Annotated in this window: 18 protein-coding genes; 12 read left to right on the forward strand and 6 right to left on the reverse strand. The window is 70.9% G+C overall.

Annotated elements, in window-relative coordinates; genetic code table 11:
* Positions 1 to 78: 78 nt before the first annotated feature.
* Together NMN56_RS03380 and NMN56_RS03385 are read right to left on the reverse strand one after the other, a co-directional pair.
* Positions 79 to 2073, reverse strand: a complete 1995-nt coding sequence (locus tag NMN56_RS03380) for an OmpL47-type beta-barrel domain-containing protein (RefSeq protein WP_430542454.1) — start codon at positions 2071 to 2073, stop codon at positions 79 to 81.
* Positions 2070 to 4607, reverse strand: a complete 2538-nt coding sequence (locus NMN56_RS03385; protein WP_274042220.1) for a ThuA domain-containing protein — start codon at positions 4605 to 4607, stop codon at positions 2070 to 2072. Before NMN56_RS03385 ends, NMN56_RS03380 begins: the two co-directional genes overlap by 4 nt.
* Positions 4608 to 4811: 204 nt before the next feature.
* Here NMN56_RS03385 and NMN56_RS03390 point away from each other — a divergent pair, with 204 nt between their 5' ends.
* From NMN56_RS03390 to NMN56_RS03400, 3 genes are all read left to right on the forward strand, one after another.
* Positions 4812 to 5804, forward strand: a complete 993-nt coding sequence (locus NMN56_RS03390) for a multicopper oxidase domain-containing protein (RefSeq protein WP_274042221.1) — start codon at positions 4812 to 4814, stop codon at positions 5802 to 5804.
* 344 nt (positions 5805 to 6148) lie between these two features.
* A complete protein-coding gene (locus NMN56_RS03395) occupies positions 6149 to 6352 on the forward strand; it encodes a cold-shock protein (RefSeq protein WP_274042222.1) in 204 nt (67 codons plus the stop codon).
* A 148-nt stretch (positions 6353 to 6500) separates the two neighbouring features.
* Positions 6501 to 8081: a DEAD/DEAH box helicase gene (locus NMN56_RS03400; RefSeq protein ID WP_274042223.1), complete on the forward strand. Its 1581-nt coding sequence runs from the start codon at positions 6501 to 6503 to the stop codon at positions 8079 to 8081.
* A 200-nt stretch (positions 8082 to 8281) separates the two neighbouring features.
* Here NMN56_RS03400 and NMN56_RS03405 read toward each other — a convergent pair whose 3' ends face one another.
* Positions 8282 to 10099: an L-lactate permease gene (locus tag NMN56_RS03405; RefSeq protein ID WP_274042224.1), complete on the reverse strand. Its 1818-nt coding sequence runs from the start codon at positions 10097 to 10099 to the stop codon at positions 8282 to 8284.
* Positions 10100 to 10234: 135 nt separating this feature from the next.
* Positions 10235 to 11725: an aminotransferase-like domain-containing protein gene (locus NMN56_RS03410; RefSeq protein WP_274042225.1), complete on the reverse strand. Its 1491-nt coding sequence runs from the start codon at positions 11723 to 11725 to the stop codon at positions 10235 to 10237.
* Positions 11726 to 11850: 125 nt separating this feature from the next.
* On the opposite strand from NMN56_RS03410, the gene NMN56_RS03415 reads away from it, so the two are divergent.
* From NMN56_RS03415 to NMN56_RS03440, 6 genes are all read left to right on the forward strand, one after another.
* Positions 11851 to 13083 (forward strand): Tm-1-like ATP-binding domain-containing protein, encoded by a 1233-nt coding sequence (locus tag NMN56_RS03415; protein ID WP_274042226.1) that lies wholly within the window; start codon positions 11851 to 11853, stop codon positions 13081 to 13083.
* A gap of 212 nt (positions 13084 to 13295) precedes the next feature.
* Positions 13296 to 14120 (forward strand): phosphoenolpyruvate hydrolase family protein, encoded by an 825-nt coding sequence (locus tag NMN56_RS03420; RefSeq protein WP_274042227.1) that lies wholly within the window; start codon positions 13296 to 13298, stop codon positions 14118 to 14120.
* A gap of 114 nt (positions 14121 to 14234) precedes the next feature.
* Positions 14235 to 14690, forward strand: a complete 456-nt coding sequence (locus NMN56_RS03425) for a tellurite resistance TerB family protein (protein WP_274042228.1) — start codon at positions 14235 to 14237, stop codon at positions 14688 to 14690.
* A 92-nt stretch (positions 14691 to 14782) separates the two neighbouring features.
* A complete protein-coding gene (locus NMN56_RS03430; protein ID WP_274042229.1) occupies positions 14783 to 15217 on the forward strand; it encodes a BlaI/MecI/CopY family transcriptional regulator in 435 nt (144 codons plus the stop codon).
* A 3-nt stretch (positions 15218 to 15220) separates the two neighbouring features.
* Positions 15221 to 16171, forward strand: a complete 951-nt coding sequence (locus NMN56_RS03435) for a M56 family metallopeptidase (RefSeq protein ID WP_274042230.1) — start codon at positions 15221 to 15223, stop codon at positions 16169 to 16171.
* A 244-nt stretch (positions 16172 to 16415) separates the two neighbouring features.
* The gene (locus tag NMN56_RS03440; protein ID WP_488199809.1) at positions 16416 to 17810 is read left to right on the forward strand and encodes an LCP family protein; all 1395 of its coding nucleotides are present in this window, start codon (positions 16416 to 16418) and stop codon (positions 17808 to 17810) included.
* Positions 17811 to 17858: 48 nt separating this feature from the next.
* Here the strand turns inward: NMN56_RS03440 and NMN56_RS03445 are convergent, their stop codons facing one another.
* Together NMN56_RS03445 and NMN56_RS03450 are read right to left on the reverse strand one after the other, a co-directional pair.
* The gene (locus NMN56_RS03445; RefSeq protein WP_274042231.1) at positions 17859 to 18422 is read right to left on the reverse strand and encodes a DUF421 domain-containing protein; all 564 of its coding nucleotides are present in this window, start codon (positions 18420 to 18422) and stop codon (positions 17859 to 17861) included.
* A gap of 134 nt (positions 18423 to 18556) precedes the next feature.
* Positions 18557 to 19357: a hypothetical protein gene (locus NMN56_RS03450; protein WP_280842727.1), complete on the reverse strand. Its 801-nt coding sequence runs from the start codon at positions 19355 to 19357 to the stop codon at positions 18557 to 18559.
* Positions 19358 to 19435: 78 nt separating this feature from the next.
* Here NMN56_RS03450 and NMN56_RS03455 point away from each other — a divergent pair, with 78 nt between their 5' ends.
* From NMN56_RS03455 to NMN56_RS03465, 3 genes are all read left to right on the forward strand, one after another.
* Positions 19436 to 21049 carry an FAD-binding oxidoreductase gene (locus tag NMN56_RS03455; RefSeq protein ID WP_274042233.1) on the forward strand — a complete coding sequence of 538 codons (1614 nt, stop codon included), beginning with the start codon at positions 19436 to 19438 and terminating at the stop codon, positions 21047 to 21049.
* On the forward strand, positions 21046 to 21882 hold the full coding sequence (locus NMN56_RS03460) for a class I SAM-dependent methyltransferase (protein ID WP_274042235.1): 837 nt from the start codon (positions 21046 to 21048) through the stop codon (positions 21880 to 21882). The genes NMN56_RS03455 and NMN56_RS03460 overlap by 4 nt, the downstream gene beginning before the upstream one ends.
* A 328-nt stretch (positions 21883 to 22210) precedes the next feature.
* Positions 22211 to 22396, forward strand: a complete 186-nt coding sequence (locus NMN56_RS03465; RefSeq protein ID WP_274042236.1) for a hypothetical protein — start codon at positions 22211 to 22213, stop codon at positions 22394 to 22396.
* Positions 22397 to 22449: the final 53 nt, after the last annotated feature.

Consider the following 22449-nt stretch of genomic DNA (forward strand, 5'->3'; position numbering starts at 1 on the left):
CGTACAGCCGTCACGTGCGGCGTCACGTACAGCCGCTGGCTGCGGCTGTGTCGGCCACGGCTGCGTTCCCTGCAGTTCCTACAGTTCCTTGATCCGCACGTTGCGGAACGAGGTCACGTCCGTGGTGCTGTGGGTCTGGAGACCCACGTAACCGCTCGCGTAGCGGCGGCCGTCCGTGCCGGGGTCGTCGCCCCGGGGCGGGTTGAAGACCTGGCCACGGGAGTTCTCGAACTCGTTGATGAGAACGCCGTTGCGGTAGATCTCGTAGTGCTGACCGATGACGCGGACCTCGTAGTCGTTCCAGGTGCCCTTCGGCGTGACGCCCGCTCCGGCGAGGCCGACGCGGTCGAAGCCGTAGACGGAGCCCGTCTTGTACATGTCTCCGTCGGGGCGGTCGAGGATCTGCAACTCGTGGCCGTACTTGATGGAGACCCACTCGGGGCGGGACTCCTCGGGGTGGTCGTGTACGTCGGGGAAGCGGACGAAGACGCCGCTGTTGGCGTTCCCCGTACCCGGCGCGTCGTCGCGGAACTGGAGCTTCAGCGAGAAGTCGGCGTACTTGCGCTGCGGATACCACAGCATGCCCATGCCGCCGACGGTCGAGCTGCTGGTCATCGTGCCGTCGTCGTTGAGGCCGAAGGCCCCGCCGCCGACGTGGTCCCACTTGGCGAAGGTCTCCTCGGTTCCGTCGAACAGGTCACGGTAGCCGGTGTCCTGACCGGGGGTGCCGATGCCGGAGCGCTTCGCCGCGCGGTTGATGAGCTTCTGCTCGCGCTCGACGACGACGCCGTCCTTGAGCAGCGACGCCGTGACGCCGCGTACGTGCTTGAGGAACAGCGCCTGTGAGGTCCACTCCTTCTCGTCCTCGATGAGTTCGTTGATGGTGCAGCGGCGCTGTGTCATCCGGTTGGGCACGCCGGTGTCGATCGTGCCGACGATCACCGTGAGGCGCTCGTCGAACTCGGGGCAGTCCGGCGAAGGCACGCCGCCGCCCGCGACCACGCGGAAGGACAGCTTCGCCGGCTCTGAGGTGTTGCCCGCCTTGTCCGTCGCGCGGTACGAGACGGCGTGATGCCCGGCCCTGTCGAGGACGACGGGCTTGGTGTAGGCGAGGTAGGGGCCGCCGTCGAGTGAGTACTCGATCTTCTCGACGCCCGACTTGTCGTCGGTCGCCGTGAGGGTCACGGTGGCCTTGCCGACGAAGTGCCCGTCCGAGTTCTTCTTGCCCTCGGCCTTGCCGTCCGTGGTCGGCGGCGTCGTGTCCACGTCCGGTGGTTCGACGACCGTGAAGGTCACCGACTTCTCCTCCGCCGTGTTCCCCGCCTTGTCCTTGGCGCGGTAGCGGACGGTGTGGGAGCCGGGGTCCTTGACCGTGACGGGCGCGGTGTACGGCTTGTAGGCGCCGTCCCCGAGCGCGTACTCGATGGTGTCGACGCCGGAGTCGGCGTCTGAGGCCGTGACGGTGACGGTGGCGGCGCCGAGGTAGTTGCCGTCCGCGTCCTTCTCGCCTTCCACCTTCGCCGAGGTCTCCGGTGCCGTGGTGTCCTCGCCCCCGCCGTCTCCGGTGACGACGAGCGTGCCCTGCATCGCGCCGTGTCCGGGAATGGTGCAGTAGTAGCGGTACGTGCCCGGGGTGAGCGTCACCTCGGCCGTGTGCTTGCCGCCGTTGGAGTCGGAGGGGTTGGCGAGGATGTTGAGGTCGACGTCCTGGTTGTAGGCGGAGTCACCGGTGTCGAACGTGAGAGTGTGCGGCATCCCCATCGAGTTGCCGGTCGCCACACTGTTCTCGAAGACGATCGTCGCCTTGCCGGCTACGGCCGTCTTGGGCGCCGACAGGTACTTGTCGATGTCGTTGCCCGCCGTCCAGGTCAGCACCTGTTCGGCAGCCGCCGGAGTGTCCTCGCGCGGCTGCGGGGGTCCGCCGGACTGGCGGCCGTAGGCCGTGGCCGAGGTCAGGCCCAGCACCATCAGCAGCGCGGCCAGTACGGAGATCACGAGCCGCCGCCGTTCGCGCCGTTCCCGCTCTCTCGCACTCGGTCGCGCCTGTGTGCGCGCGCTCGTCAGCCGGGTCATCGGGAGGCCCCCTTCCGCAGGGCCGGGTCGGCCATGTCCCCTGGCAGCGGCGTGGGTGCGCCGCCCTTGTAGGTCACGCGCCACAGCGCGGACTTGTCGTCGGAGGTGAAGAAGCCGCGCCCGTAGTCGAGGACGTACATGGCGCCGTCGGGACCGAATCTCCAGTCCATGAGGTTGCGGATGCCGCCGTCACCGACCGGGATGATCTGGTCCAGGCTCTCCGCGTGCGCGGGCAGCGCGCCGTCCTTCTCGCCGGCCGCTCCCTCGGGCATGACCACGGCGTGCCGCGGCTGTTCGCCGTCGTAGAGGTCGCCGACGAACCACTTGCCGTCCCAGTAGGAGGGCCACTTGTCCTTGGAGGCGCTGTCCGCGTCGTAGCGGTAGACCGGGCCGTTCATCGCGGCCTGTCCGCCGCCCTTGAGCCAGGGGAGCGTCAGCTTCTGCTCGCCCAGCTTGTAGCTGGGCACGCCGTTGGCGTCGCGCGGGAAGTCCGGGCCTCCGCCCTGCGGCGAGTACCAGATGTTGTTGGGCCGCGCGGGCGGGATGCTGACGAGGCCGTCGTTGTTGGGCGACTCGTTCTTGAGGTTGTCGCAGTCGTACCAGCCCAGCGGCTTGCTCGGGTCGGGCAGATTGCGGTCCCTGTAGGGCTGGTTGTTGCCCATGCAGTACGGCCAGCCCTGGTTGCCCGCCTTGGTGATCTTGGCGAACGTGTCGTACTTCGCCGGCCCCCATGTGGTGCTGGGCGCACCGGCGTCCGGGCCGACCCAGCCGGCGTAGAGCGTGTCGGTCTTGGGGTCGACGGCGATACGCGCGGGGTTGCGTACGCCCATCACGTAGATCTCGCCCCGCGTCTTGCCGCCGCCCTCGTCCGGCTCCTCGCCCGTGAACAGGTTGCCCTTGGGCAGCGTGTAGGTGCCGTCCGACTCGGGGTGGATGCGGAGGATCTTGCCGTTGAGGTTGTTGGTGTTGCCCGCCGTGCGGCGCGCGTCGGCGAAGGAGACGCCCTTGAACTTGGGCTCGGGGTTATTGCCCGAGTAACCGTCGCTGAAGCGCGAGGAGTTGTTGTCCCCGGTCGCGATGTAGAGGTTCTTCTTGGAGTCCCAGGCCATGCCGCCGCCGGCGTGGCAGCAGCTGTGGATCTGGACGGGCCACTTGAGCAGCACCTTCTCCGAGTCCATGACCAGCTTGTTGGTGCTCTGGTCCAGGGTGAAGCGGGAGACGCGGCGCTCGGCCATGTGCGTGTCGCGGTTGATCTCGCTGTGCGGCGTGTAGTGGAGGTAGACCCAGCCGTTCGAGGCGAAGTCCGGGTCCAGCTCGATGCCGAGCAGGCCCTCCTCGTTCTTGACCAGCTCGTCGCCGCCGCCCTTGTTGCCGAAGACGGTCAGCTCGCCCGCGAGCGTGGCCTTCTTCGTCTTCGGGTCCCAGACGTGGATCTGGCCCTTGCCCTTGCCGGTGTCCGGGTCGTTCCAGTCGGTGACCACGGGCTGGCTCGCATCGGCGCCGCCCCGGCCGATGTAGAAGGCACGCCCGTCCTTGGCCGTGACCACACCGTGCGGTTCGCCGATCTGGTCCGACTTGCCCGGCTGGTTGGGCTGGGTGAGGCGTTCGGCCTTGTAGTTGTCCGTGATCGACGCCTGGCAGTCGGCGCGCGCCAGACGTGTCGTCCACATCAGGGCTCCGCGCAGGTGGGAGCGGAAGTCCGTCTCCTGGTAGCTGGCTGCGGTGCCGCCCATGCCGGTGTAGAAGGAGCGCCCGCCGTCGTAGTCACGGCACCAGGAGACGGGGCGGTCCCAGCCGCCGGCGCCCTCTCCGGCGTCGTAGCTGTTGCTCCGTACGCGGGCGACCGTGTGGACCGAACCGCTGGGGTTCTCGGCCCAGTTGAGCCACTTGTCGGGGCGCTTCCACTCGACGGGGAGGTCCTTGGTCGCCGGGTGGTTCCTGTCGCCGACCTCGACCACGGCCCGCTGGGCCTTGTCGGGGTTCTTGGCCGCGGGGCGTGCGCCGATCAGCCCGGTGAACCAGTCGGAGTACGGTTCGGCGCGCGCCGCGTCATGGACGCCGAGGAAGCCGCCGCCGGCCTTCATGTAGCTCTCCAGGCCGGCTTCCTGCTCGGGGTCGAGCACGTCGCCGTCGCCGGTGAGGAAGACGACCGCGTTGAACTTCCCCAGGCGGGGCTTGGCGAAGATGGACGGGTCGTCGGTCGCCTTGATGGTGAAGTGCTCGGAGGCCGGGCCCTGCCGGCCGATCTTCTCGATGGCCTCGATCCCGGCGTTGACGGTGGGTGACTCCTCACCCGTCGCGCCGTGGAAGACGAGCACCCGTACGTCCTCGCCGCCGGGCGGGCTCGGCAGGTTCAGGCGAGGTGCGGGGGAAGCCGCGCCGTCGGGCGCGGGGCCCGCCAGCGCCGGAGCGCTCAGCAGTCCAGCCGCGAGCGCGCCCGCCACCAGTGCGGCGAGCCGCCGGCCTCGTCGTCTCTTCCGTAACGTGTTCAACCCTCGTAGCCGTGAGGGTCTTTGATGCGGTTCAGGCCGCATAAGCGATCCACCCCTCTTGTGTCCCGGAATTCCAGAAACGTCGCTGAAGCTAGACCTCTTTTGGCGCTTCGCCAAGAGCTATGACCGCAACTCAACAAACTTTGTCCTGAGTGTGGATAAACAAAGATCCCGGCGCTACGGTCCCTGTCGTCTGGTTCAACTCGCCTCACTCAGCGCCTCATTGGCCTCGCCCCGGGGAGAACGATGACGGGAACCGCCAGCGAACACAGCCGACGAGCCTTCAGCAGACGCCTCTTCGCGGGGAGCGCCGTCGCCGCGGTCGGCGGCGCGGCACTCATCTCCGCCACCCAGTCCTCCGAGGCGGCACCCACGGCGCCCGCGCTCGCGGCAGGCGTCCGCCGCGCGGGCAAGGGCGGCGAGGTGCGCCGCATGAAGATCTACGCCGAGAAGCTTCCTGACGGGCAGATGGGATACGGCCTGGAGAAGGGCAAGGCCACCATCCCAGGACCCCTGATCGAACTGGTCGAGGGCGACACCCTGCACATCGAGTTCGAGAACACCATGGATGTCGCCGCCAGCCTCCACCCGCACGGCGTGGACTACGACACGGCCAACGACGGCACCAAGATGAACCGCAGCCATGTCGAGCCAGGCGGCACCCGCACCTACACATGGCGCACCCACGCACCCGGGCGCCGCAAGGACGGCACCTGGCGCCCCGGCAGCGCCGGCTACTGGCACTACCACGACCACGTGGTCGGCACGGACCACGGCACCGGAGGCATCCGCAACGGTCTCTACGGGCCCATGATCGTGCGCAGGGAGGGCGACATCCTGCCGGACGAGGGCAAGCAGTTCACCATCGTCTTCAACGACATGCTCACCAACAACCGCAAGAAGGGGCCCGACTTCAAGGCGACGGTCGGCGACCGGGTCGAGATCATCATGATCACGCACGGTGAGTACTACCACACGTTCCATGTGCACGGTCATCGCTGGGCCGACAACAGGACCGGCCTGCTGACGGGCCCAGACGACCCCAGCCCCGTCATCGACAACAAGATCACCGGGCCTGCCGACTCTTTCGGGTTCCAGATGATCGCGGGGGAGGGCGTGGGCGCGGGCGCGTGGATGTACCACTGCCATGTCCAGAGCCACTCCGACATGGGGATGGCGGGCCTCCTCCTCATCGCCAAGCCCGACGGCACGGTCCCGGGCCACGACCCCCACCACTGAGCCGGCCCGCACGACCGGAACCCAAGGGCGGTCGGCGGGCAGGTCAGGGGCGGCTGAGCGGAGTGTTCAGGGGCCGGCCGGGGGCCGCGGTGAGCGGCCCCAACTGGGCATCCGCCGCAGGTCACACGCCTCCCGAAGGGGGCAGCCGGGAAGGGCTATCCCCTCAGGGCTCCTGCGTGTTACCGTGAAGGCGTTGCAGTTTTGGTACCCATGACTTGTGTGCGCCTGAGCTACGTCGCTCAGGCGCATTCTGTTTTTCCGGGGGTTTCTCTGGATGGGGTCATTGCGGCGACGAGGGGCTGCACGAGGTGTGTGGCTCCCAGCCACCCTGAAGGAGAAAAGACATGGCTACTGGCACCGTGAAGTGGTTCAACGCGGAAAAGGGCTTCGGTTTCATCGAGCAGGACGGCGGCGGCGCTGACGTCTTCGCCCACTACTCGAACATTGCGGCCCAGGGCTTCCGTGAGCTCCACGAAGGCCAGAAGGTCAACTTCGACGTGACGCAGGGCCAGAAGGGCCCGCAGGCCGAGAACATCACTCCTGCCTGATCACGCCGCATCACCCGCTGGGGCTCGCACCGCTCAGGTGCGGGCCCCAGTGGCGTCCGCGCAACCCGCAACCGAACGCTCCGGCAGGAGCGGCGAGGGCCCGTGGCAACGGCCCCCGCTACGCATCGCACCGAGGAAGGCACCCCGCGTGACCCAACGCACCCAGGACACCCCGCGCAACCGCCGCTCGCGCCCGACGAACACACGCGGCACAGGCAGCTCCGCGCGCGCGGCAGGCCAGCAGGGAAAGCAGGCTGGGTCCGCCACAGCCGCTGCGTCCTCCGGGGGCCAGGAGGACCACACGTCGGCGTATGCCTCCTCCACACCCGGGCCGCCCGCCGTCGAGTCCTTCGCTGAACTCGACCTTCCGGCGCCGCTGCTCGAAGCGCTCAAGAACGAGGGGCTGACCTCACCCTTCCCCATCCAGGCCGCCACACTGCCCAGCTCCCTCGCGGGGCGCGATGTGCTGGGCAGGGGCCGTACGGGCTCGGGCAAGACCCTGGCCTTCGGCCTCGCGCTGCTCGCGCGTACGGCGGGACAGCGCGCGGAATCGCGCCGCCCGCTCGCGCTGGTCCTCGTCCCGACCAGGGAGCTGGCCCAGCAGGTCACCGACGCGCTGAGCCCGTACGCCAGGCCGCTGCAGCTGCGGATCGCCACCGTCGTCGGCGGCGTCTCCGTGCCCCGCCAGGCGCGTGCGCTCCGCGACGGCGCCGAGGTGCTCGTGGCGACTCCCGGACGGCTCAAGGACCTCATAGAACGCGGCGACTGCGCCCTCGGAGACGTACGGACATCCGTGCTCGACGAGGCGGACCAGATGGCCGACATGGGCTTCCTTCCGCAGGTCACGGCGCTGCTCAAGCAGGTGCCCGGGGACGGGCAGCGGATGCTGTTCTCCGCCACGCTCGACCGCGACGTCGACCGCCTGGTGCGCCGCTTCCTGACGGACCCCGTGCAGCACTCCGTCGACCCGCCGGCCGGCGCCGTCACGGAGATGCGCCACCACGTCCTGCACGTCTCGAACGAGGACAAGGCCGCCGCCACGGTCCGCATCGGTGCGCGCGAGGGGCGCGTGCTGATGTTCCGCGCCACCAAGCGTGCCGTGGACCGGCTCACCAAGGACCTGCTCAGCAAGGGCGTTCGCGCGGCAGCGCTGCACGGCGGCAGGTCGCAGCCCCAGCGCACCCGCGCCCTGGAGGGCTTCAAGACGGGGGACATCACCGTGCTGGTGGCCACCGACATCGCCGCGCGCGGCATCCACATCGACGACCTCGACCTGGTCGTGAACGTCGATCCCCCCAACGATCACAAGGATTACCTCCACCGCGGCGGCCGTACGGCACGTGCGGGCGCCTCGGGCAGCGTCGTCACGCTGGTCCTTCCCGAGCAGCGGCGTGAGATGTCCCGCCTGATGTCGCAGGCACGCGTGGACGCGCTCACGAGCACCGTGCGCCCCGACGACCAGGAGCTGGCACGCCTGACCGGCGCGAGGGAGCCCTCGGGCATCCCCGTCGTCCTCACCCCGGCGGCACCGCCCGCCGGCGGTGGTGGCGGCGCGGCCCGTGGCACGGCGCCCAAGCGTTCGCGCGGTCGCAGGGGCGGCGGCGGTCGCGGTGGCGGCGGCAACGGCGGTGGCGGTGGTGCCGGTAACACGGCGCGCGGCGCCGCGGCGGCGAGCACCAACGCGCGGCGCCCCCGCCGCAGTTCACCTCCGCGCGGCAGGGCTTCCTGACACGAGGCCGCAGAGACCCCGGAGATCGGACAGGCCCCGGAGGCCGGACAGGCCCCGGGGTCTGTGGTGGGCGCGGAAGCCGCTCGGGCCGTGGAGTGCGCGGTGGCCGTGGGGCGCTCCGGCGCCTCGGGCCAGCCCGGTCCACCCGGCGCCTCCCGTCTGAGCGGTGCCTCTCGTGCGAGCTGTGCCGGGCAGGTGGCTCACGGCAGCATCCAGCTCAGTACGTGTGACTGGAGCAGCACCAGCAGACACATCATGGCCAGGAGCAGCAGGCTCCAGCCGATCGCCTTCCGGAAGAGCACGGCCTCCTTGCCGACCAGACCGACGGCGGTCGCGGCGATCGTCAGGTTCTGAGGGCTGATCATCTTGCCCACCACGCCGCCCGAGGTGTTGGCGGCGACCAGCAGGGTCGGGTCGAGACCCGCTCTGCCGGCCGCCGTCTGCTGAAGGGTGGCGAACAGCGCGTTGGCCGAGGTGTCCGAGCCGGTCACGGCGGTGCCGAGCCAGCCGAGGATGGGTGAGAGGAACGCGAACGCCGCCCCTGTTCCGGCGATCCAGGTGCCGATGGTGATCGTCTGCCCCGACAGGTTCATCACGTACGCCAGCGCCAGCACCGAGGCGACGGTCAGCAGCGCCCAGCGCAGTGTCATGACCGTCCGCACGAACTCGCGGGCCGCGTCAGGCACGCTGACGCGGTAGACGGCGGCGACGAGCAGGCCGCACAGCACGAGCAGCGAGCCCGGCGAGGAGAGCCAGGGGAAGACGTAGACGGTCGTGGACGACTGTTCGCCGGCCGCCGTCATGATCTCCCCGTCCAGACCGGGCCAGCTCACCTCCAGATCGCTGTCGGCGAGGAACTCCTTGGCGGGCTCCCAGAGTTTGGCGACCGAGAAGACCGCGATGACGATGAGGTACGGCAGGAACGCCATCAGTACCCGGCGTCCTGGCAGGCCAGGGCCTGTGCCTTCGCTGTCTGCCGCGTGTGCCGCGTGTGCCGCACCTGGCGTACCCGCCGCATTCGCCGTACCCGCCGTATCTGGCGTACCCGCCGCATCCCCGTCGGAGCCGGTGGCCGCCGCACTCGCCTTTGTGCCGGTGTCCGATGTGTGCGCGTCGGTGGCGGGGCCCGGGGTCGCGGCGGACTCCTCCGTTCCCCTTTCCTCGCGTGCCGCCCGGCGCAGGTCTTCCCGTACGCGCCCGCCGTCGCCCGGCTGCCATACGCGCAGGAAGGCGACGACGGCGGCGAGGGCGACCAACGAGGCGATGATGTCGGTGAGTTCGACCGACACGTAGTTCGCGCTGATGAACTGCGCCACGGCGAAGGCGGAGCCGCACACCAGCGCGACGGGCCAGGTCTGCCGTATGCCGCGTGTCCCGTCCACGAGCGCGACCAGCAGCAGGGGTACGAAGAGCGCGAGCAGTGGGGTCTGGCGGCCGACGTAGGCGCCGATGTCCTCGTACGGGATCTTCGTGAGGCTGCCCGCCGTGATGATGGGGGTGGCGATGGCGCCGAACGCCACGGGCGCGGTGTTCGCCACGAGCACGGTGACGGCGGCGCGCACGGGCGAGAAGCCCAGGGCCATGAGCATGACACCCGTAATGGCTACGGGGGCGCCGAATCCCGCCAGCGCCTCCAGCAGGGCGCCGAAGCAGAAGGCGATGATGAGCGCCTGGACGCGGGGGTCGTCGCTGACCAGGTTGAACGCGCGCCGCAGGTCCTCGAACCTGCCGCTGGTGACGGTGAGTTGATACACCCACAGCGCCGCCAGCACGATCCACATGATCGGAAAGAGCCCGAAGGCGGCACCCTCGGTGCCGGACAGCACCGCGAGGCCGAGCGGCATGTCGTAGGCGAACACCGCGACGCCGACCGAGACGGCCAGCGCCGCCAGGCCCGCCCAGTGCGCCCTCCAGCGCAGCCCTCCCAGCAGCACGAACAGGGTGAGCAGGGGCAGCGCCCCCACGAGTGAGGACAGCGCGAGGCTGTCGGCCACGGGAGAAAGATCGGGACGGTACATGTCTCACCCTCGCCCTTGCTCGAACTGATCGTTCCGCAAGGGTGGGGGGACATCGGAGCCCTGTCCAGGAGTCGCGTACGTATTTGTCGGTCCGGTGGATGGACGGCGGGCCAACGGGCCGGTGGCGCGCCGGCGTTACGCGCGCCGTGCGGCGCCCGCGAGTACGGGCAGAGCGCGCTCCAGCGTGCGGGCGCTGTGCGCGTACGGCAGTCGCAGGCGGTCGCGGAAGGCGTCGACGGGAGAGAACGCCGGTCCCGCCAGCGCCCGTACGCCCTGGCACCGCGCCACATGGACCGTCGCCTCCGCGTCGACCCCCGGCAGCCGCAGCCACAGTGCGGGCCCGCCGTCGGGCCGCTCCCACTCCCAGCCGGGAGCGTGCTGCTTCAACAAGGCTTCCGTATCGGCCAGTTGGCCACGCAGCATCTCCCGCCGTTCGGCGCGCGCCTCCGGCAGCCCGGCGAGCAGCCGCACGGCGACCACCTGGTCGAGTACGGGACAGGAGAGATCGACGGACTTCTTGATCTCCGCGAGCCGTCTCACCAGCGGTGGGGCCGCGCGTACCCAGCCGACCCGCAGCCCGCCCCAGAACAGCTTCGAGAGCGTGCCGACCGTCGCCGTCGCGGCGCCGGGCAGCCGCGCGGCCAGTGGCGCGGGGGCGCCCGAGTGCCCTGGGTCCAGGACCAGTTCGGCGCACGAGGTGTCCTCGACCGTGAACAGGCCCTGTTCGTCCGCGAGCGAGGACAGCAGCGCGGCCCAGTCGGCGCGCGCGGCGGGGCCGAAGGTGCGCCCCGTCGGGTTGTGCGCGGTCGGCTGGAGGTAGACGAGGCGGGGCCGCACCCGCCGCAGCAGACCTGCCAGCCGGGGCCTGCCCGCCGCGTCCACCGCGCGGGCCGCGTCAGGCGGTGTGCCCGTACCGTCGTCGGGCAGCGGCACGAGGCGGGCGCCGCGTCCGCGCAGCGCCTCCAGCGCGCCACGGTACGTCGGGTTCTCCACGGCCACGGTGTCCCCGTGGTCGACCAGCGCCTGCGCGAGCAGCCACACCGCCTGCTGCGAGCCGCTCGTGACGAGGATCTGGCCTGGCTCCGTCGGCGTACCCGCTTCCTCGTAGACGCGTGCGAGCGCGGCGCGCAGCGCGGGGAGCCCGTACGGCAGATAGCCGTCCGAGTCCAGCAGAGCCGACAGATCGCCGGAGCCGAGCGCGTCGACGGCCTCGCCCACCGCCGCGATGCTGCCGAGCGCGCCGCTGGACAGGTCCACGGTGCCGCTCCCGGGCGCCGTGCCCCTGTGTCCCCGCTCGTCGAAGCTGGCCAGCCGCCCCTCGCCGGCGCGCTCCCGCGTCAGTGGGGTGCCGCGCAGCCGTGAGCCGCTGCCCTGCCTGCTCTCCAGGCGGCCCTCCGCCTCCAGCGTTCCGTAGGCAGCCGTGACCGTGGAGCGGCTGATGCCGAGCACCGAGGCGAGCGCCCGCTGCGAGGGCAGCACCGTTCCCGACGCCAGATCGCCGCGTTCGGCGAGGTCTCGCAGCGCTTCGGCGAGCAGTTCCGGCAGGGGGCGCTGCGCGGCACCGGCCGTGGCGGCCGACCAGCCCGCCAGGAGGCGGGAGAGATGGCTGGGGGATACGTGGTGCATGCCGTGCATCCCCCCATCATCACTGTCGGTGGTGGCGCAGGCCATTTGCCCCCGATTGGTCTTTGCCAGCAGCTCGGTGCCGTCCGAGCATGGGCAGCACGTTTCATACGAAGGGGTGTGAGGGCATGGCGACCGTGGTCCTGGCAGGGACGCTGGACACCAAGGGCGACGAATACCGCTGGATGCGCGACAGGTTGCGCGAGCGCGGCTGCGACGTGGTCCTGATCGACACGGGGGTGCTGCCGCCGCCCGATTCGGCTCCGGTACCCGATGTGACGGCGGAGACCGTCGCACGCGCGGCGGGGCGCGAGCTGGCCGCGCTGCGTTCCGGCGAGGACAGGGGCGCCGCTGTGACGGCGATGGGCCAGGGCCTGGAGCGGGTCGTACGGGATCTGTACGAGTCAGGGGGCATGCACGCGATGCTCGCCGCGGCGGGCAGCGGGGGCTCGGCCATCGCGGCCCGCGCGATGCGCTCGTTGCCGGTCGGCGTACCGAAGTTGCTGGTCAGCACGATGGCGGGCGGCGATGTGAGCCCGTACGTCGGCAGCGGCGACCTGACCTTGATGTACAGCGTCGTGGACGTGGCGGGCATCAACTCCGTCTCCGAGCTGGTGCTCGGCAACGCGACGGCGGCCGTCGCGGCGATGGCCGAGCAGCACGAGAAGACCCTGGCGGCGCCGGAGGACAGGGGCCGCAAGGTGGTCGCCGCCACGATGTTCGGGGTGACCACGCCTGCCGTGGACGCGGCACGGGCCCGGCTGGAGGAGCTGGGCTACGAGGTGCTGGTCTTCCACGCGACGGGCGCGGGCGGCAAGGCCGTCGAGAAGCTCGCGGCCGAGGGCGCGCTCGACGGTGTGCTGGACCTGACGACCACCGAGCTGGCCGACGACCTCGTGGGCGGCGTACTGAGCGCGGGTCCCGCACGGCTGACGGCCGCGGGTGCGGCGGGCGTTCCGCAGGTGGTCGCGCCGGGAGCGCTGGACATGGTCAACTTCGGCCCGCGCGAGTCCGTTCCCGACCGTTTCGCGGACCGGAACCTTCTGGTGCACAACCCCACGGTGACGCTGATGCGCACCACGGCCGAGGAGATGGCTGCGCTGGGCACCTCCATCGGCACCAAGCTCGGGGGTGCGAGCGGTCCAGCCGAGGTCTTCTGGCCGCTGCACGGGGTGTCGGCGGCCGACGCGCCCGGCGGTCCCTTCGAGGACGCGTCGGCGGACGCGGCCGGTCTCGCCGCGCTGCGCGAGGCGCTCGACGGCACCTCCGTACCGCTGCACGCGATCGAGGCCCACCTCAACGACGCGTCGTTCGCCGTCGCGGCGGCCGACCGGCTCCACCAACTGATCACCGGACACTGAGCGTTCGGCTTCCTCCCCGCCCGCCCCGTAAAGCGTCTGTCCCGTAGAGCAGTCACCCATGGGCCGGTGCTCCATGGAGCGCCCGCCCATGGAGCACTGTCCCGTAGAGCAGCCATCCATAGAGCAGGCACCTCAGAGCAGCCACCCATAGGGCACTCATCCCAGAGCAGCCCCCCATAGAGCACCCACTCCCCAGAGAAAAGGAACACCCCATGGACCGCGAAGAAGCCCTCACCCGTCTCCGTGCGCAGGCGGCGGCCGGGAAGCCCGTCATCGGTGCCGGCGCAGGTACGGGACTGTCGGCCAAGTGCGCGGAGGCGGGCGGCGTCGACCTGCTGATCATCTACAACTCGGGCCGCTACCGCATGGCGGGCCGCGGCTCCCTCGCCGGGCTGCTGCCGTACGGGGACGCGAACGCGATCGTCGTGGACATGGCCCGCGAGGTGCTGCCCGTCGTCAAGGACACCCCGGTGCTCGCCGGTATCTGCGGCACGGATCCCTTCCGCGACATGGGGCGCTTCCTCGACCAGCTCAAGACGATGGGCTTCGCGGGCGTGCAGAACTTCCCCACCGTCGGCCTGTACGACGGCGTCTTCCGTACCAACCTCGAAGAGACGGGCATGGGATACGGCCTGGAGGTCGACGCCGTGCGCCTCGCCCGTGAGCGGGACATGCTCACCGCTCCTTATGTCTTCGACCCGGAGCAGGCAGCCGACATGGCGCGTGCGGGGGCCGATGTCCTCGTGCCGCATGTGGGTCTCACCACGAAGGGTTCGATCGGCGCCGGCACCGCGCTCACGCTCGACCAGGCCGTGGGCGCTGTGCAGGGCATGCACGACGCGGCCAGGCGCGTGAACCCGGACATCCTGGTTCTGTGCCACGGCGGCCCGATCGCAGAACCGGAGGACGCGCGCTACGTACTGGAGCACACGGAGGGCGTCGTCGGCTTCTTCGGTGCCTCCTCCGTCGAGCGGCTGCCCACCGAGCGCGCCATCACCGAGCAGACCAGGGCCTTCAAGTCACTGACAGTGAGCTGAGTTCGTGGTCGCGGGGCCGGAGCTGATAAGTTCTACGCAGGTGTAGTAGACGCTGTGAAGGGTGCCGCGGAAACGCGCGGCACCCTTCAACTGGCCCCGGCAGAAGGAACGTTCATGGCCCTGTGGGATCGGCTCAAGGAATCGGCTACGACGATGCAGTCGCAGCTCAACGCGAAGAAGAACGACCTCAAGAGCGGTGCGTTCCGTGACGCGAGCATGGCCATGTGTGCCCTGGTTGCCGCGGCCGACGGCTCCGTCGACGCAGCCGAGCGCCAGCGCGTCGCCGCGCTGATCGGTACCAACGAGGTGTTGCAGAACTTCCCCGCCGACGACCTTCAGCAGCGGTTCAACGACTACTGCCAGAAGCTCACCACCGACTTCGACTTCGGCAAGGTCAGCATCATGCAGACCATCGGCAAGGTCGCCAAGAAGCAGACCGAGGCCCGCGCCGTCATCCAGATCGGCATCGTCATCGGCGGCGCCGACGGCGACTTCGACAAGGACGAGCGCGCGATCGTCCGCGAGGCGTGCTTCGCGCTCCAGATCGCGCCGGAGGAGTTCGACCTCTGAGCACAGCGCCCTTCTGAGTAGGATGCGGCTCCACCCCGGCGATCCGGGCAGTGGCCCGGGGTGGAGCTACGGAAGGGATGGTGACGGCCGGCATGGCAGACAGCGGCGAGGGCCGCCACGAGGGCGAGCGCCGCGCGGGCGCCCGCAGGCGTGGCCAGGGCGAGCTGGAGGCACAGGTGCTGTCCGTACTGGGGACGGCGCCGGGTCCTGTGACGGCCGCCTGGGTCCAGCAGCGGCTCGGCGGTGACCTGGCGTACACCACGGTCGTCACCATCCTGACCAGGCTCCACACCAAGCAGGCCGTCACCCGCAGCCGCGAGGGCCGCTCCTACGTGTGGAACCCGGTGGCCGACGAGGCGGGGCTCGCGGCGCTGCGGATGCGCAGGGTCCTGGACAGCGAGGCGGACAGGGACGCGGTGCTCGCCAGCTTCGTGTCCTCGCTGAACCCCGACGACGAGCGCCTCATGCGGGAGCTGCTGCGCGCCGCCGAGGATCCGTCGCCCCCTCCGGAGGACCGGGAGGGCTGAGAGATGGGCGTCTTTGTCTTCCTGCCGCTCGTTCTGCCGCTGACCGCGCTGCCCATCGTGCGCGTCGCAGGGCAGCATCTCCATCCGCGCAGCGCGACCCGGCTGCTGACCGTGCTCGGCTGCGTGCTCGCGCTGTGCAGCACCGTCTGTCTGCTGCTGCTGATGGTCGTCGGCACGGCGCAGCTTCCCGGCAACCCGCTGCCCGACGGCTGGTCCGACCCCGAGGTACGCGCTGTCGTGCCGTACCCGGAGGTCACGGGCACCACCGCCATCGCCGTGCTCGCAGCGGTCGTCGCGGCGGGCGGCGTCACGGTGCACCGCCACCGGCGCGTACGGACGCGCGCGCACGCCGCGCTCGCCGGGCTGCCGCACGACCCAGGCTCCGACCTCGCCGTGCTGCCCGACCCCGAGCCGTACGCGTACGCGCTGCCAGGCACCTCCCGTTCGCCCGGCAGGATCGTCGCCTCGACGGGCATGCTGAGCGCGCTCGACCGGGACGAGCGCGAGGCGCTGCTCGCGCATGAGCGCGCACACCTGACCTCACGGCACCACCGCTATCTGCTGGTCACCCGGCTCGCCGGCTGCGCCAACCCGCTGCTGCGTCCACTGCGCGAGGCCGTCGCCTACCACGCCGAACGCTGGGCGGACGAGGACGCGGCCGACGCGGTCGGGGACCGCAAGGTGACCGCGCGCGCCGTCGCGCGGGCCGCGCTGCTGGCGCCGAAGGGCGTCTCGGCGCCCGGCATCGCCGCGTTCGCCGCAGCGGGGCCCGTGCCGCGCAGGGTCGCCGCGCTGCTGGAGCCCGTACCGCCCTCGCGCAGCTGGCCACCGGCGGCCAGCCCGGCGGGACTCGCGGCCTTCATCGCAGCCGCGGGCACCACGGTCTCCGCCGTCTCGTCCCTCAACGCGTCGCTGGCTCTCTTCCTCGTCCTCAAGGCCGCGACCCCGCTGTAGCCCCGACGGCGCTCCGGGGCATGCGGGTCCTGTGTATGCGGCCCTCGTGTGCGCGGCCTCCGGGCGCGCTGCTTCCGGGCGCGCGGGCTTCCGTGCATGTGACTTCTGGGTGTGCGAGTGCCTCGCATGCGACTTCTGGGCGCGCTGCTTACGGGGTGCGCGACTGCCGTGCGGTCAACTTCTGTGCAGGTGACGGCCGGACGTGCGTTGCCGCTGAGTTCTACACGTCTGTAGTATCCAGCTGGTGGGGCAGAAGACGACTTCCCGGCGTCGTGCCGGACACAAGCGCGCAGGTCGCGCCAAGAAGACCCGGTTCACACGGCGGGGGAGGATCGCGCTCTGGAGCGGAGGCATACTCGCGGCGCTCGTGCTGCTCGGAGGCGGCGCGGGCGCCTGGCTGTACATGAGCCTCGACGGCAACATCCACTCCGCGGGCATCAAGGGCAAACTCGGCGGCGACCGCCCCGACAACCTCAGCCCCGGCTCCAAGAACATCCTGGTCGTCGGCTCCGACTCCCGGGAGGGCGCCAACGCGAAGTACGGCAAGGGTCTGGAGACCATGCAGTCGGACACGCTGATGGTGATGCACCTGTCGGCCGACCGCAAATGGGCGGGCGTCCTCTCCCTGCCCCGCGACTCCTACGTCCCCATACCGGCCTGCGACAAGGGGGACGGCACCACGTCCGAGCCGCACTCCTTCAAGATCAACGAGTCCTTCGCCATAGGCGGTACCACCGGGGACGTCACTGGCGCAGCGGCCTGCACCATCAAGACCGTGGAGCAGAACACCGGACTGCGCATCGACCATTTCATGTCGGTCGACTTCCAGGGCTTCAAGGGCATGGTCAACGCGCTCGGCGGCATCGAGGTCTGCCCCAAGGAGCCCATCGACGACAAGAAGGCGCATCTGAAGCTGGACGCGGGCTGCCAGACCATCCGGGACGAGAAGGCGCTCGGCTACGTACGCGCCCGCTACGGCGTCGGCGACGGTTCGGACACCGGACGCATCGGCAGGCAGCAGGAGTTCATGCAGGCGCTCGCCGACAAGGCACGCCAGAAGCTCACCAGCCCCAAGGACCTCTACGGCTTCCTCGACTCGGCCACCAAGTCCCTGACCACGGACGAGGAGATCGCCGGCATCAAGCCGCTCGCCGAACTCGCCTCCAGCGTGCAGGGGATACCGTCGGACCGGCTGCACTTCCTGACCGTCCCCAACTACCCGCGCGAGGCCGACATCCCCACCGACAAGGCGAATGTCGTCTGGCAGCATCCGCAGGCGGGGAAGCTCTTCTCCGACCTGGCCAGGGACCGCGAGGTGACCAGCAAGCAACTCAAGGCCGCGGCGTCCGACAAGATCTACGCGAGCCAGGTGCGCGTCCAGGTGCTCAACGGCACCAAGGAACCGGGTGCGGCGGCCAAGGCGGCCGGACGGTTGCGCAAGCTCGGTATCCCCGCCACCACGGGCAACGCCGCCGCGTCCGCTGACAGCACCGAGATCACCTACCCCAAGGGGCAGCGCGCCCAGGCCCGGATACTCGCCGCCCATATACGGGGCGACGTCAAGCCGGAAGCGGCGGCGAAGGCGGCAGCGGGACAGGTCACCCTCGTACTCGGCCCGGACTTCAAGGGCGTCGGCTGACGGCTCGGCGGTCTCGACGGCGGGTCCGGCGGGTCCGGCGTGGCACGCTCAGCGTGCGGTGTCGTCCAGCCGCCGCTCCAGCCGTTTCAGCGCGGCCCTCAGCTCCTTGATGTCGGCCTTGTCCGCACTCTGGTCGTCCTCCGTGAGCCGGACCAGCAGGGTGCCGCCGGGCTCCAGCGTCACCGACGAGGTCTCCGAGACATGGTCGCCGCCCTGTTTACGGATCGCCACCGCGAGGTCGGGCAGCCGCAGCCCCACGCGCCGCACCGCGCTCATGTCGTAGCGCCCGCCGCGCGCCAGCGTCAACGGGGCGCTCTCGAACAGCTTGTTGAGCCGCGGATAGCGGGCCACCGCCCGCACCAGCAGCGCGTTGGACCCGGCCAGCACGGCGGCGCCGAAGACCGCGCCCGACACGCTGGTGTCGGGGCCGATGACCGCGTTCTGTACGACGTTCGACAGCAGCAGCATCACGACCAGGTCGAACGTGTTCACCTGCGCCAGCTCCCGCTTCCCGGCCAGCCGCAGCAGCACCACGATCGACAGGTACACCAGCACCGTCCGTACGGCCTTCTCCGCGTACGGGATTCCGCTCTCGAACATCGCCTCCCACATGCGCCGACCGTATGTCCGGCGCGGCCCGGCGCGAGCCGGACACGCCCGTTGGCGCCGCGTCGGCGCAGCCGGGGGGCGGTGGGGCGGAGCCGGAGGCGGGCGGAGAGGAGCGCGGGCCGGAAGGTGCCCGTCCGTCACGGACGCCAGGTGCGGGCGGGGGAGAGGTCGGGCGGCGCCGACGGGGTGTGGACGACCCATACGTTCGGTTCGGTGTACCGGGCCGAACAGCCGTCGGGCAGCGGTTCGAGCGGCGCGAGCGCGCCCTCGATCGTCCAGACGCCGTCGGGGGAGAGCGCGGCGCCCCAGCGCCGCCAGTCGGTCAGCGGTGCCTCCATCACGGTGGACTCGGCGGCGACCCCCACCACCCGTCCGCCCGCGCGTACATGAGTGCGGAGCCAGGGGTCCTCCGGGAGCCCGTCAGGCCGCTTGCAGCGGATGTAGTCGGCCATGGGCTCACGGGGACGCGCGCACTTGCGTGTCGGACGGACAGGCGCGAGGGCAGCGCGGAGGGAGAGCAGCGCGGCCAGCGTACGGACCAGTTCGACGCAGGCGCTGCCCAGCCCCTTGCCGCGCGCCGAGGGCAGCAGGCTGAGCGACATCATCGCGAGGGTGTCCGGGGCCCGTCCGGCACGCAGGCCCTCCACCGCACGCTCCATCAGCGCGTCCCAGCCGCCGGGCAGCGCCTCGTCGTCGCCGTCCCAGTAGGCGGGCGCCGTGTCCAGCCAGCCCAGCAGGCGCCCCGACTCCGGCGCTGCGAGCAGAAGTTGGGCGTACGGCCACAGTGCGGCGAGCGGGGAGTAGAGCCGCATGCTCGGTGCCGCGAAGAGAAAGCGCGGCCACAGCGGTTCGTACGCGACCTGTGCGGCCAGACCCGGGGCCTCGTGGGGCAGCGCCACCTCATAGGCGGGGAGCGTCAATTGACGTGCGACGGTCACTGTGTGTGTATCTCTCATCACGACAAGCGACCGTAGCAGTGGCGTGTTGGGGTGTACAAAAATGGATACTTTGAGTGCGTGAACGGATACGGAAAGTCGCCAATCGCTCCCGGGGCAGCCTCCTGGGCGGCCCTGCGGAGCGGTCTGGCGGGGGAGTTGCTGCTCCCCGAGGAGACTGGATACGACACCGCGCGCCGTACGGCCGACGCCCGCCACGACGCGGAGCTGCCCGCGGCCGTCGTACGCTGCGCGACCGAGAACGACGTGCGCGAGGCCCTCCGCTTCGCGGCGCCCCACGGACTGCGCATCCACACCCGCGCGGGCGGACACTGCTTCGCGGGCTTCTCCACGGGCCCGGGACTCGTGGTCGATGTCTCGCCCCTGGACGCCGTCACGGTGGACGGCGAACACGCGAGCTGCGGCGCGGGGACCAGCACAGGTGCCTTCGCCGACGCGCTGCACACGGGCCGCAGGGCCGTGCCGACGGGGCTGTGCCCCACCGTCGGCGTCGCGGGCCTCACCCTCGGCGGCGGCATGGGCACCACAGGGCGCCGCTACGGATACACCCTCGACAGCCTCACCTCGGCACGCGTCGTACTCGCCGACGGCAGCGTGGTGGAGTGCGACGCCGAGCGGCACCCCGACCTGTTCTGGGCGCTGCGCGGCGCCGGCCCCCTCGTTCCCGGTGTGGTGACCTCGCTCGGCTTCCGTACGCGCCCCGAAGTCCCCGTCACCGACTTCCTCCTGGGCTGGCACTCGGACTGCCGAGCACGCGTGCTGAGCGCGTGGCAGGAGTGGGGGCCACGCGCACCGACGGGCCTGTCGAGCATGGCGGGGATCACCGCGGGCGAGACCTGGGACGGGCTCCAGCCCGCGGCGGTCGGCGGCTCCTGGCTCGGAGCACGCGAGGACCTCGAACACCATCTCGCCGCGCTCGTCGCCGCCGTCGGCCGCGACCCGGAAACCAGCACAACGGCCAGCCACGGACAGCGGGCCTCGCTGCGCTTCTGGGGCGGCGACCCGGAGGGAAGGCTGCCGCTGATCCTGCGCCGTCACGACTTCTTCCGGCGCAACCTGCCAGGCAGTACGGTGCGGGAACTGATCGCGGCGCTGGAGCGCGACCTGCGCCCGGGCGAGAGCCGCAACTGCGACTTCGAGGCGCTCGGCGGTGCGTACAACCGGGTGCCCGAACATGCGACGGCCATGGTGCACAGAAGCCATCTGTTCGGCATGCTCTCGCAGTTCAGCCCCGCGCCGGGCGAGCGGCACAGGCGCGCTGCCGTCGCGGCGCTCGACGGGCTGCACACCCTCGTACGGCCGTGGGCCTCGGGCAGCGCCTACCAGAACTACGCCGAGGCCGACCGGCCCGACTGGGAGCGGGCCTACTACGGCTCCAACTACCCGCGGCTGGCGGCCATCCGGGAGCGCTACGACCCCGAAGGGGTCTTCCGCGTCCCCTTCGCTCCCGGCCCGCGCATCCCGTCCGCCAGGTCGCCCGTCGCATCCCCGGCGCCGACCGCATCGCCCCTGCCTTCCTCCCCGTCCCCTTCCTCGTCCGCCGCTTCACCCGTCCCCGTCCAGCAACCGGTGACCGCCGCCGGGCGCGCGGCCACCGTTCCCTCCTCTTCCCCCTCCCCCGTTTCTCCCTCTCCCTCTTCCTCCTCCTCGCGAGCCGAAGGGCAGCTCTCATGACGACCGTTCGTGTGCCACACCCCCGTGACTGGCGGCTCCCGGCAGCCGCCGAGGACCGCAGGGCGGGCAGACCCACCACGGCGGACGCCTTCGGCAAGGCCGTGGCGGACTGCTGGCAGAGCGGCGCCGTTCCCGGCCGCACCTTCGAGGTCATGGAGATGGACGACGGTGACGTGCGCGTCGGAGACGTCGCCTCGTTCTACTTCCCCGACCCGGCCGAGGTGCCCGAACTGGAGCGCCAGGTGTGCGTACGTGCCACCGGCCGCGTCCTGGACGCGGCCTGCCGCGCGGGCAGCAGAGCCGTGTGGCCGGCCGACCAGGAGAAGGTGCGCTCCGTCACCGGTATCGAATTCTCGCCGGGCGCCGTGGAACTGGCGCGCACGCGCGGGGTCGACGCACACCTGGGCAGCGTCCACGAACTACCGGACGGCATCGGCCCGTTCGACACCTTCGTGCTGGCGGGGGAGGGGCAGGGCGTCATCGGCAACGCGGAACTCGCGCCCGGGGCACTGCGCAACCTCGCCGCTCTCGCCGCACCCGGCGCGACACTCCTCTACCAGGGCCTGGATCCCTACCAGGCGTTCGGCGGTTTTCTCGGCGCGCGCACGGGGCGAAACCGGGCGGCGGGGCGGCTGCCGGGAACACTGCGGATCAGGAGCCGTTACCAGCAGCTGTCGACGCCGTGGTTCGACTACCTCTACTGCTCGGCCGACGAGTTCACGGCGCTGGCCGAAGGCACGGGCTGGCTGCGACGCGGTGTCGAGACGGACGGGACGCTCTATCTCGTGACGCTCCAGCTGGCCGCTCGGACGCGTGACCGCTCGGGCGGGTGACCGCGCAGGTGCGTGACCGGTCAGGCATGTGACCGGGCGGGTGCGTGACCGGTCAGGCGTGACCGCTCCGCATGACCGTTGAGGCGACGGGCCGCTGAGGTGCGTGACCGCTCTCGCGCACGGCCGCTCTCGCGCATGGCCGCTCTCGCGCATGGGCGTTGAGGCAGCCGCGCATGGCCGTTGAGGCAACTGGCCGTCCAGGCACCGGTTTTCGCTCTTAGAGGTGATAGCGGTACACGTCTGGATTCCGGACGTGTGACACAGGCAAGCCATTCAGCGGTACCGGGACAGGCCCGGGCCGACGCAAGTCCGCTCGAAAGGACACGACATGAGCGTTTCCGCGAAGCTCGCCGCCGCACTCAGTGACCTCGATGCTCCCGCGGCCGAGGAGGCCGGCGTCCCACGCTGCGGCACCTGCTACGAAGCCGTGCCACGCTGCGCCTGCCACACCACCGCCTCGACCGCCTCGGTGCCACGCTGCTCGTGCTACGCGGCTGTGGAGAACGGTTCCTGAGACGGGCCGGCTCCTGAGGTGCCCGGCCCCTGAGAGCGGCCGGTTCCTGAAGC

It is taken from the genome of Streptomyces iconiensis (assembly GCF_028657195.3).
GTDB classification, from domain to species: domain Bacteria; phylum Actinomycetota; class Actinomycetes; order Streptomycetales; family Streptomycetaceae; genus Streptomyces; species Streptomyces iconiensis.

Bases quoted from the DNA above. Each gene is read 5' to 3' on its own strand.
- NMN56_RS03380 (WP_430542454.1), bottom strand. From the start codon at position 2,073: ATGACCCGGCTGACGAGCGCGCGCACACAGGCGCGACCGAGTGCGAGA.
- NMN56_RS03385 (WP_274042220.1), bottom strand. From the start codon at position 4,607: ATGCGGCCTGAACCGCATCAAAGACCCTCACGGCTACGAGGGTTGAAC.
- NMN56_RS03390 (WP_274042221.1), top strand. From the start codon at position 4,812: ATGACGGGAACCGCCAGCGAACACAGCCGACGAGCCTTCAGCAGACGC.
- NMN56_RS03395 (WP_274042222.1), top strand. From the start codon at position 6,149: ATGGCTACTGGCACCGTGAAGTGGTTCAACGCGGAAAAGGGCTTCGGT.
- NMN56_RS03405 (WP_274042224.1), bottom strand. From the start codon at position 10,099: ATGTACCGTCCCGATCTTTCTCCCGTGGCCGACAGCCTCGCGCTGTCC.
- NMN56_RS03410 (WP_274042225.1), bottom strand. From the start codon at position 11,725: ATGCACCACGTATCCCCCAGCCATCTCTCCCGCCTCCTGGCGGGCTGG.
- NMN56_RS03415 (WP_274042226.1), top strand. From the start codon at position 11,851: ATGGCGACCGTGGTCCTGGCAGGGACGCTGGACACCAAGGGCGACGAA.
- NMN56_RS03420 (WP_274042227.1), top strand. From the start codon at position 13,296: ATGGACCGCGAAGAAGCCCTCACCCGTCTCCGTGCGCAGGCGGCGGCC.
- NMN56_RS03425 (WP_274042228.1), top strand. From the start codon at position 14,235: ATGGCCCTGTGGGATCGGCTCAAGGAATCGGCTACGACGATGCAGTCG.
- NMN56_RS03430 (WP_274042229.1), top strand. From the start codon at position 14,783: ATGGCAGACAGCGGCGAGGGCCGCCACGAGGGCGAGCGCCGCGCGGGC.
- NMN56_RS03435 (WP_274042230.1), top strand. From the start codon at position 15,221: ATGGGCGTCTTTGTCTTCCTGCCGCTCGTTCTGCCGCTGACCGCGCTG.
- NMN56_RS03445 (WP_274042231.1), bottom strand. From the start codon at position 18,422: ATGTGGGAGGCGATGTTCGAGAGCGGAATCCCGTACGCGGAGAAGGCC.
- NMN56_RS03460 (WP_274042235.1), top strand. From the start codon at position 21,046: ATGACGACCGTTCGTGTGCCACACCCCCGTGACTGGCGGCTCCCGGCA.
- NMN56_RS03465 (WP_274042236.1), top strand. From the start codon at position 22,211: ATGAGCGTTTCCGCGAAGCTCGCCGCCGCACTCAGTGACCTCGATGCT.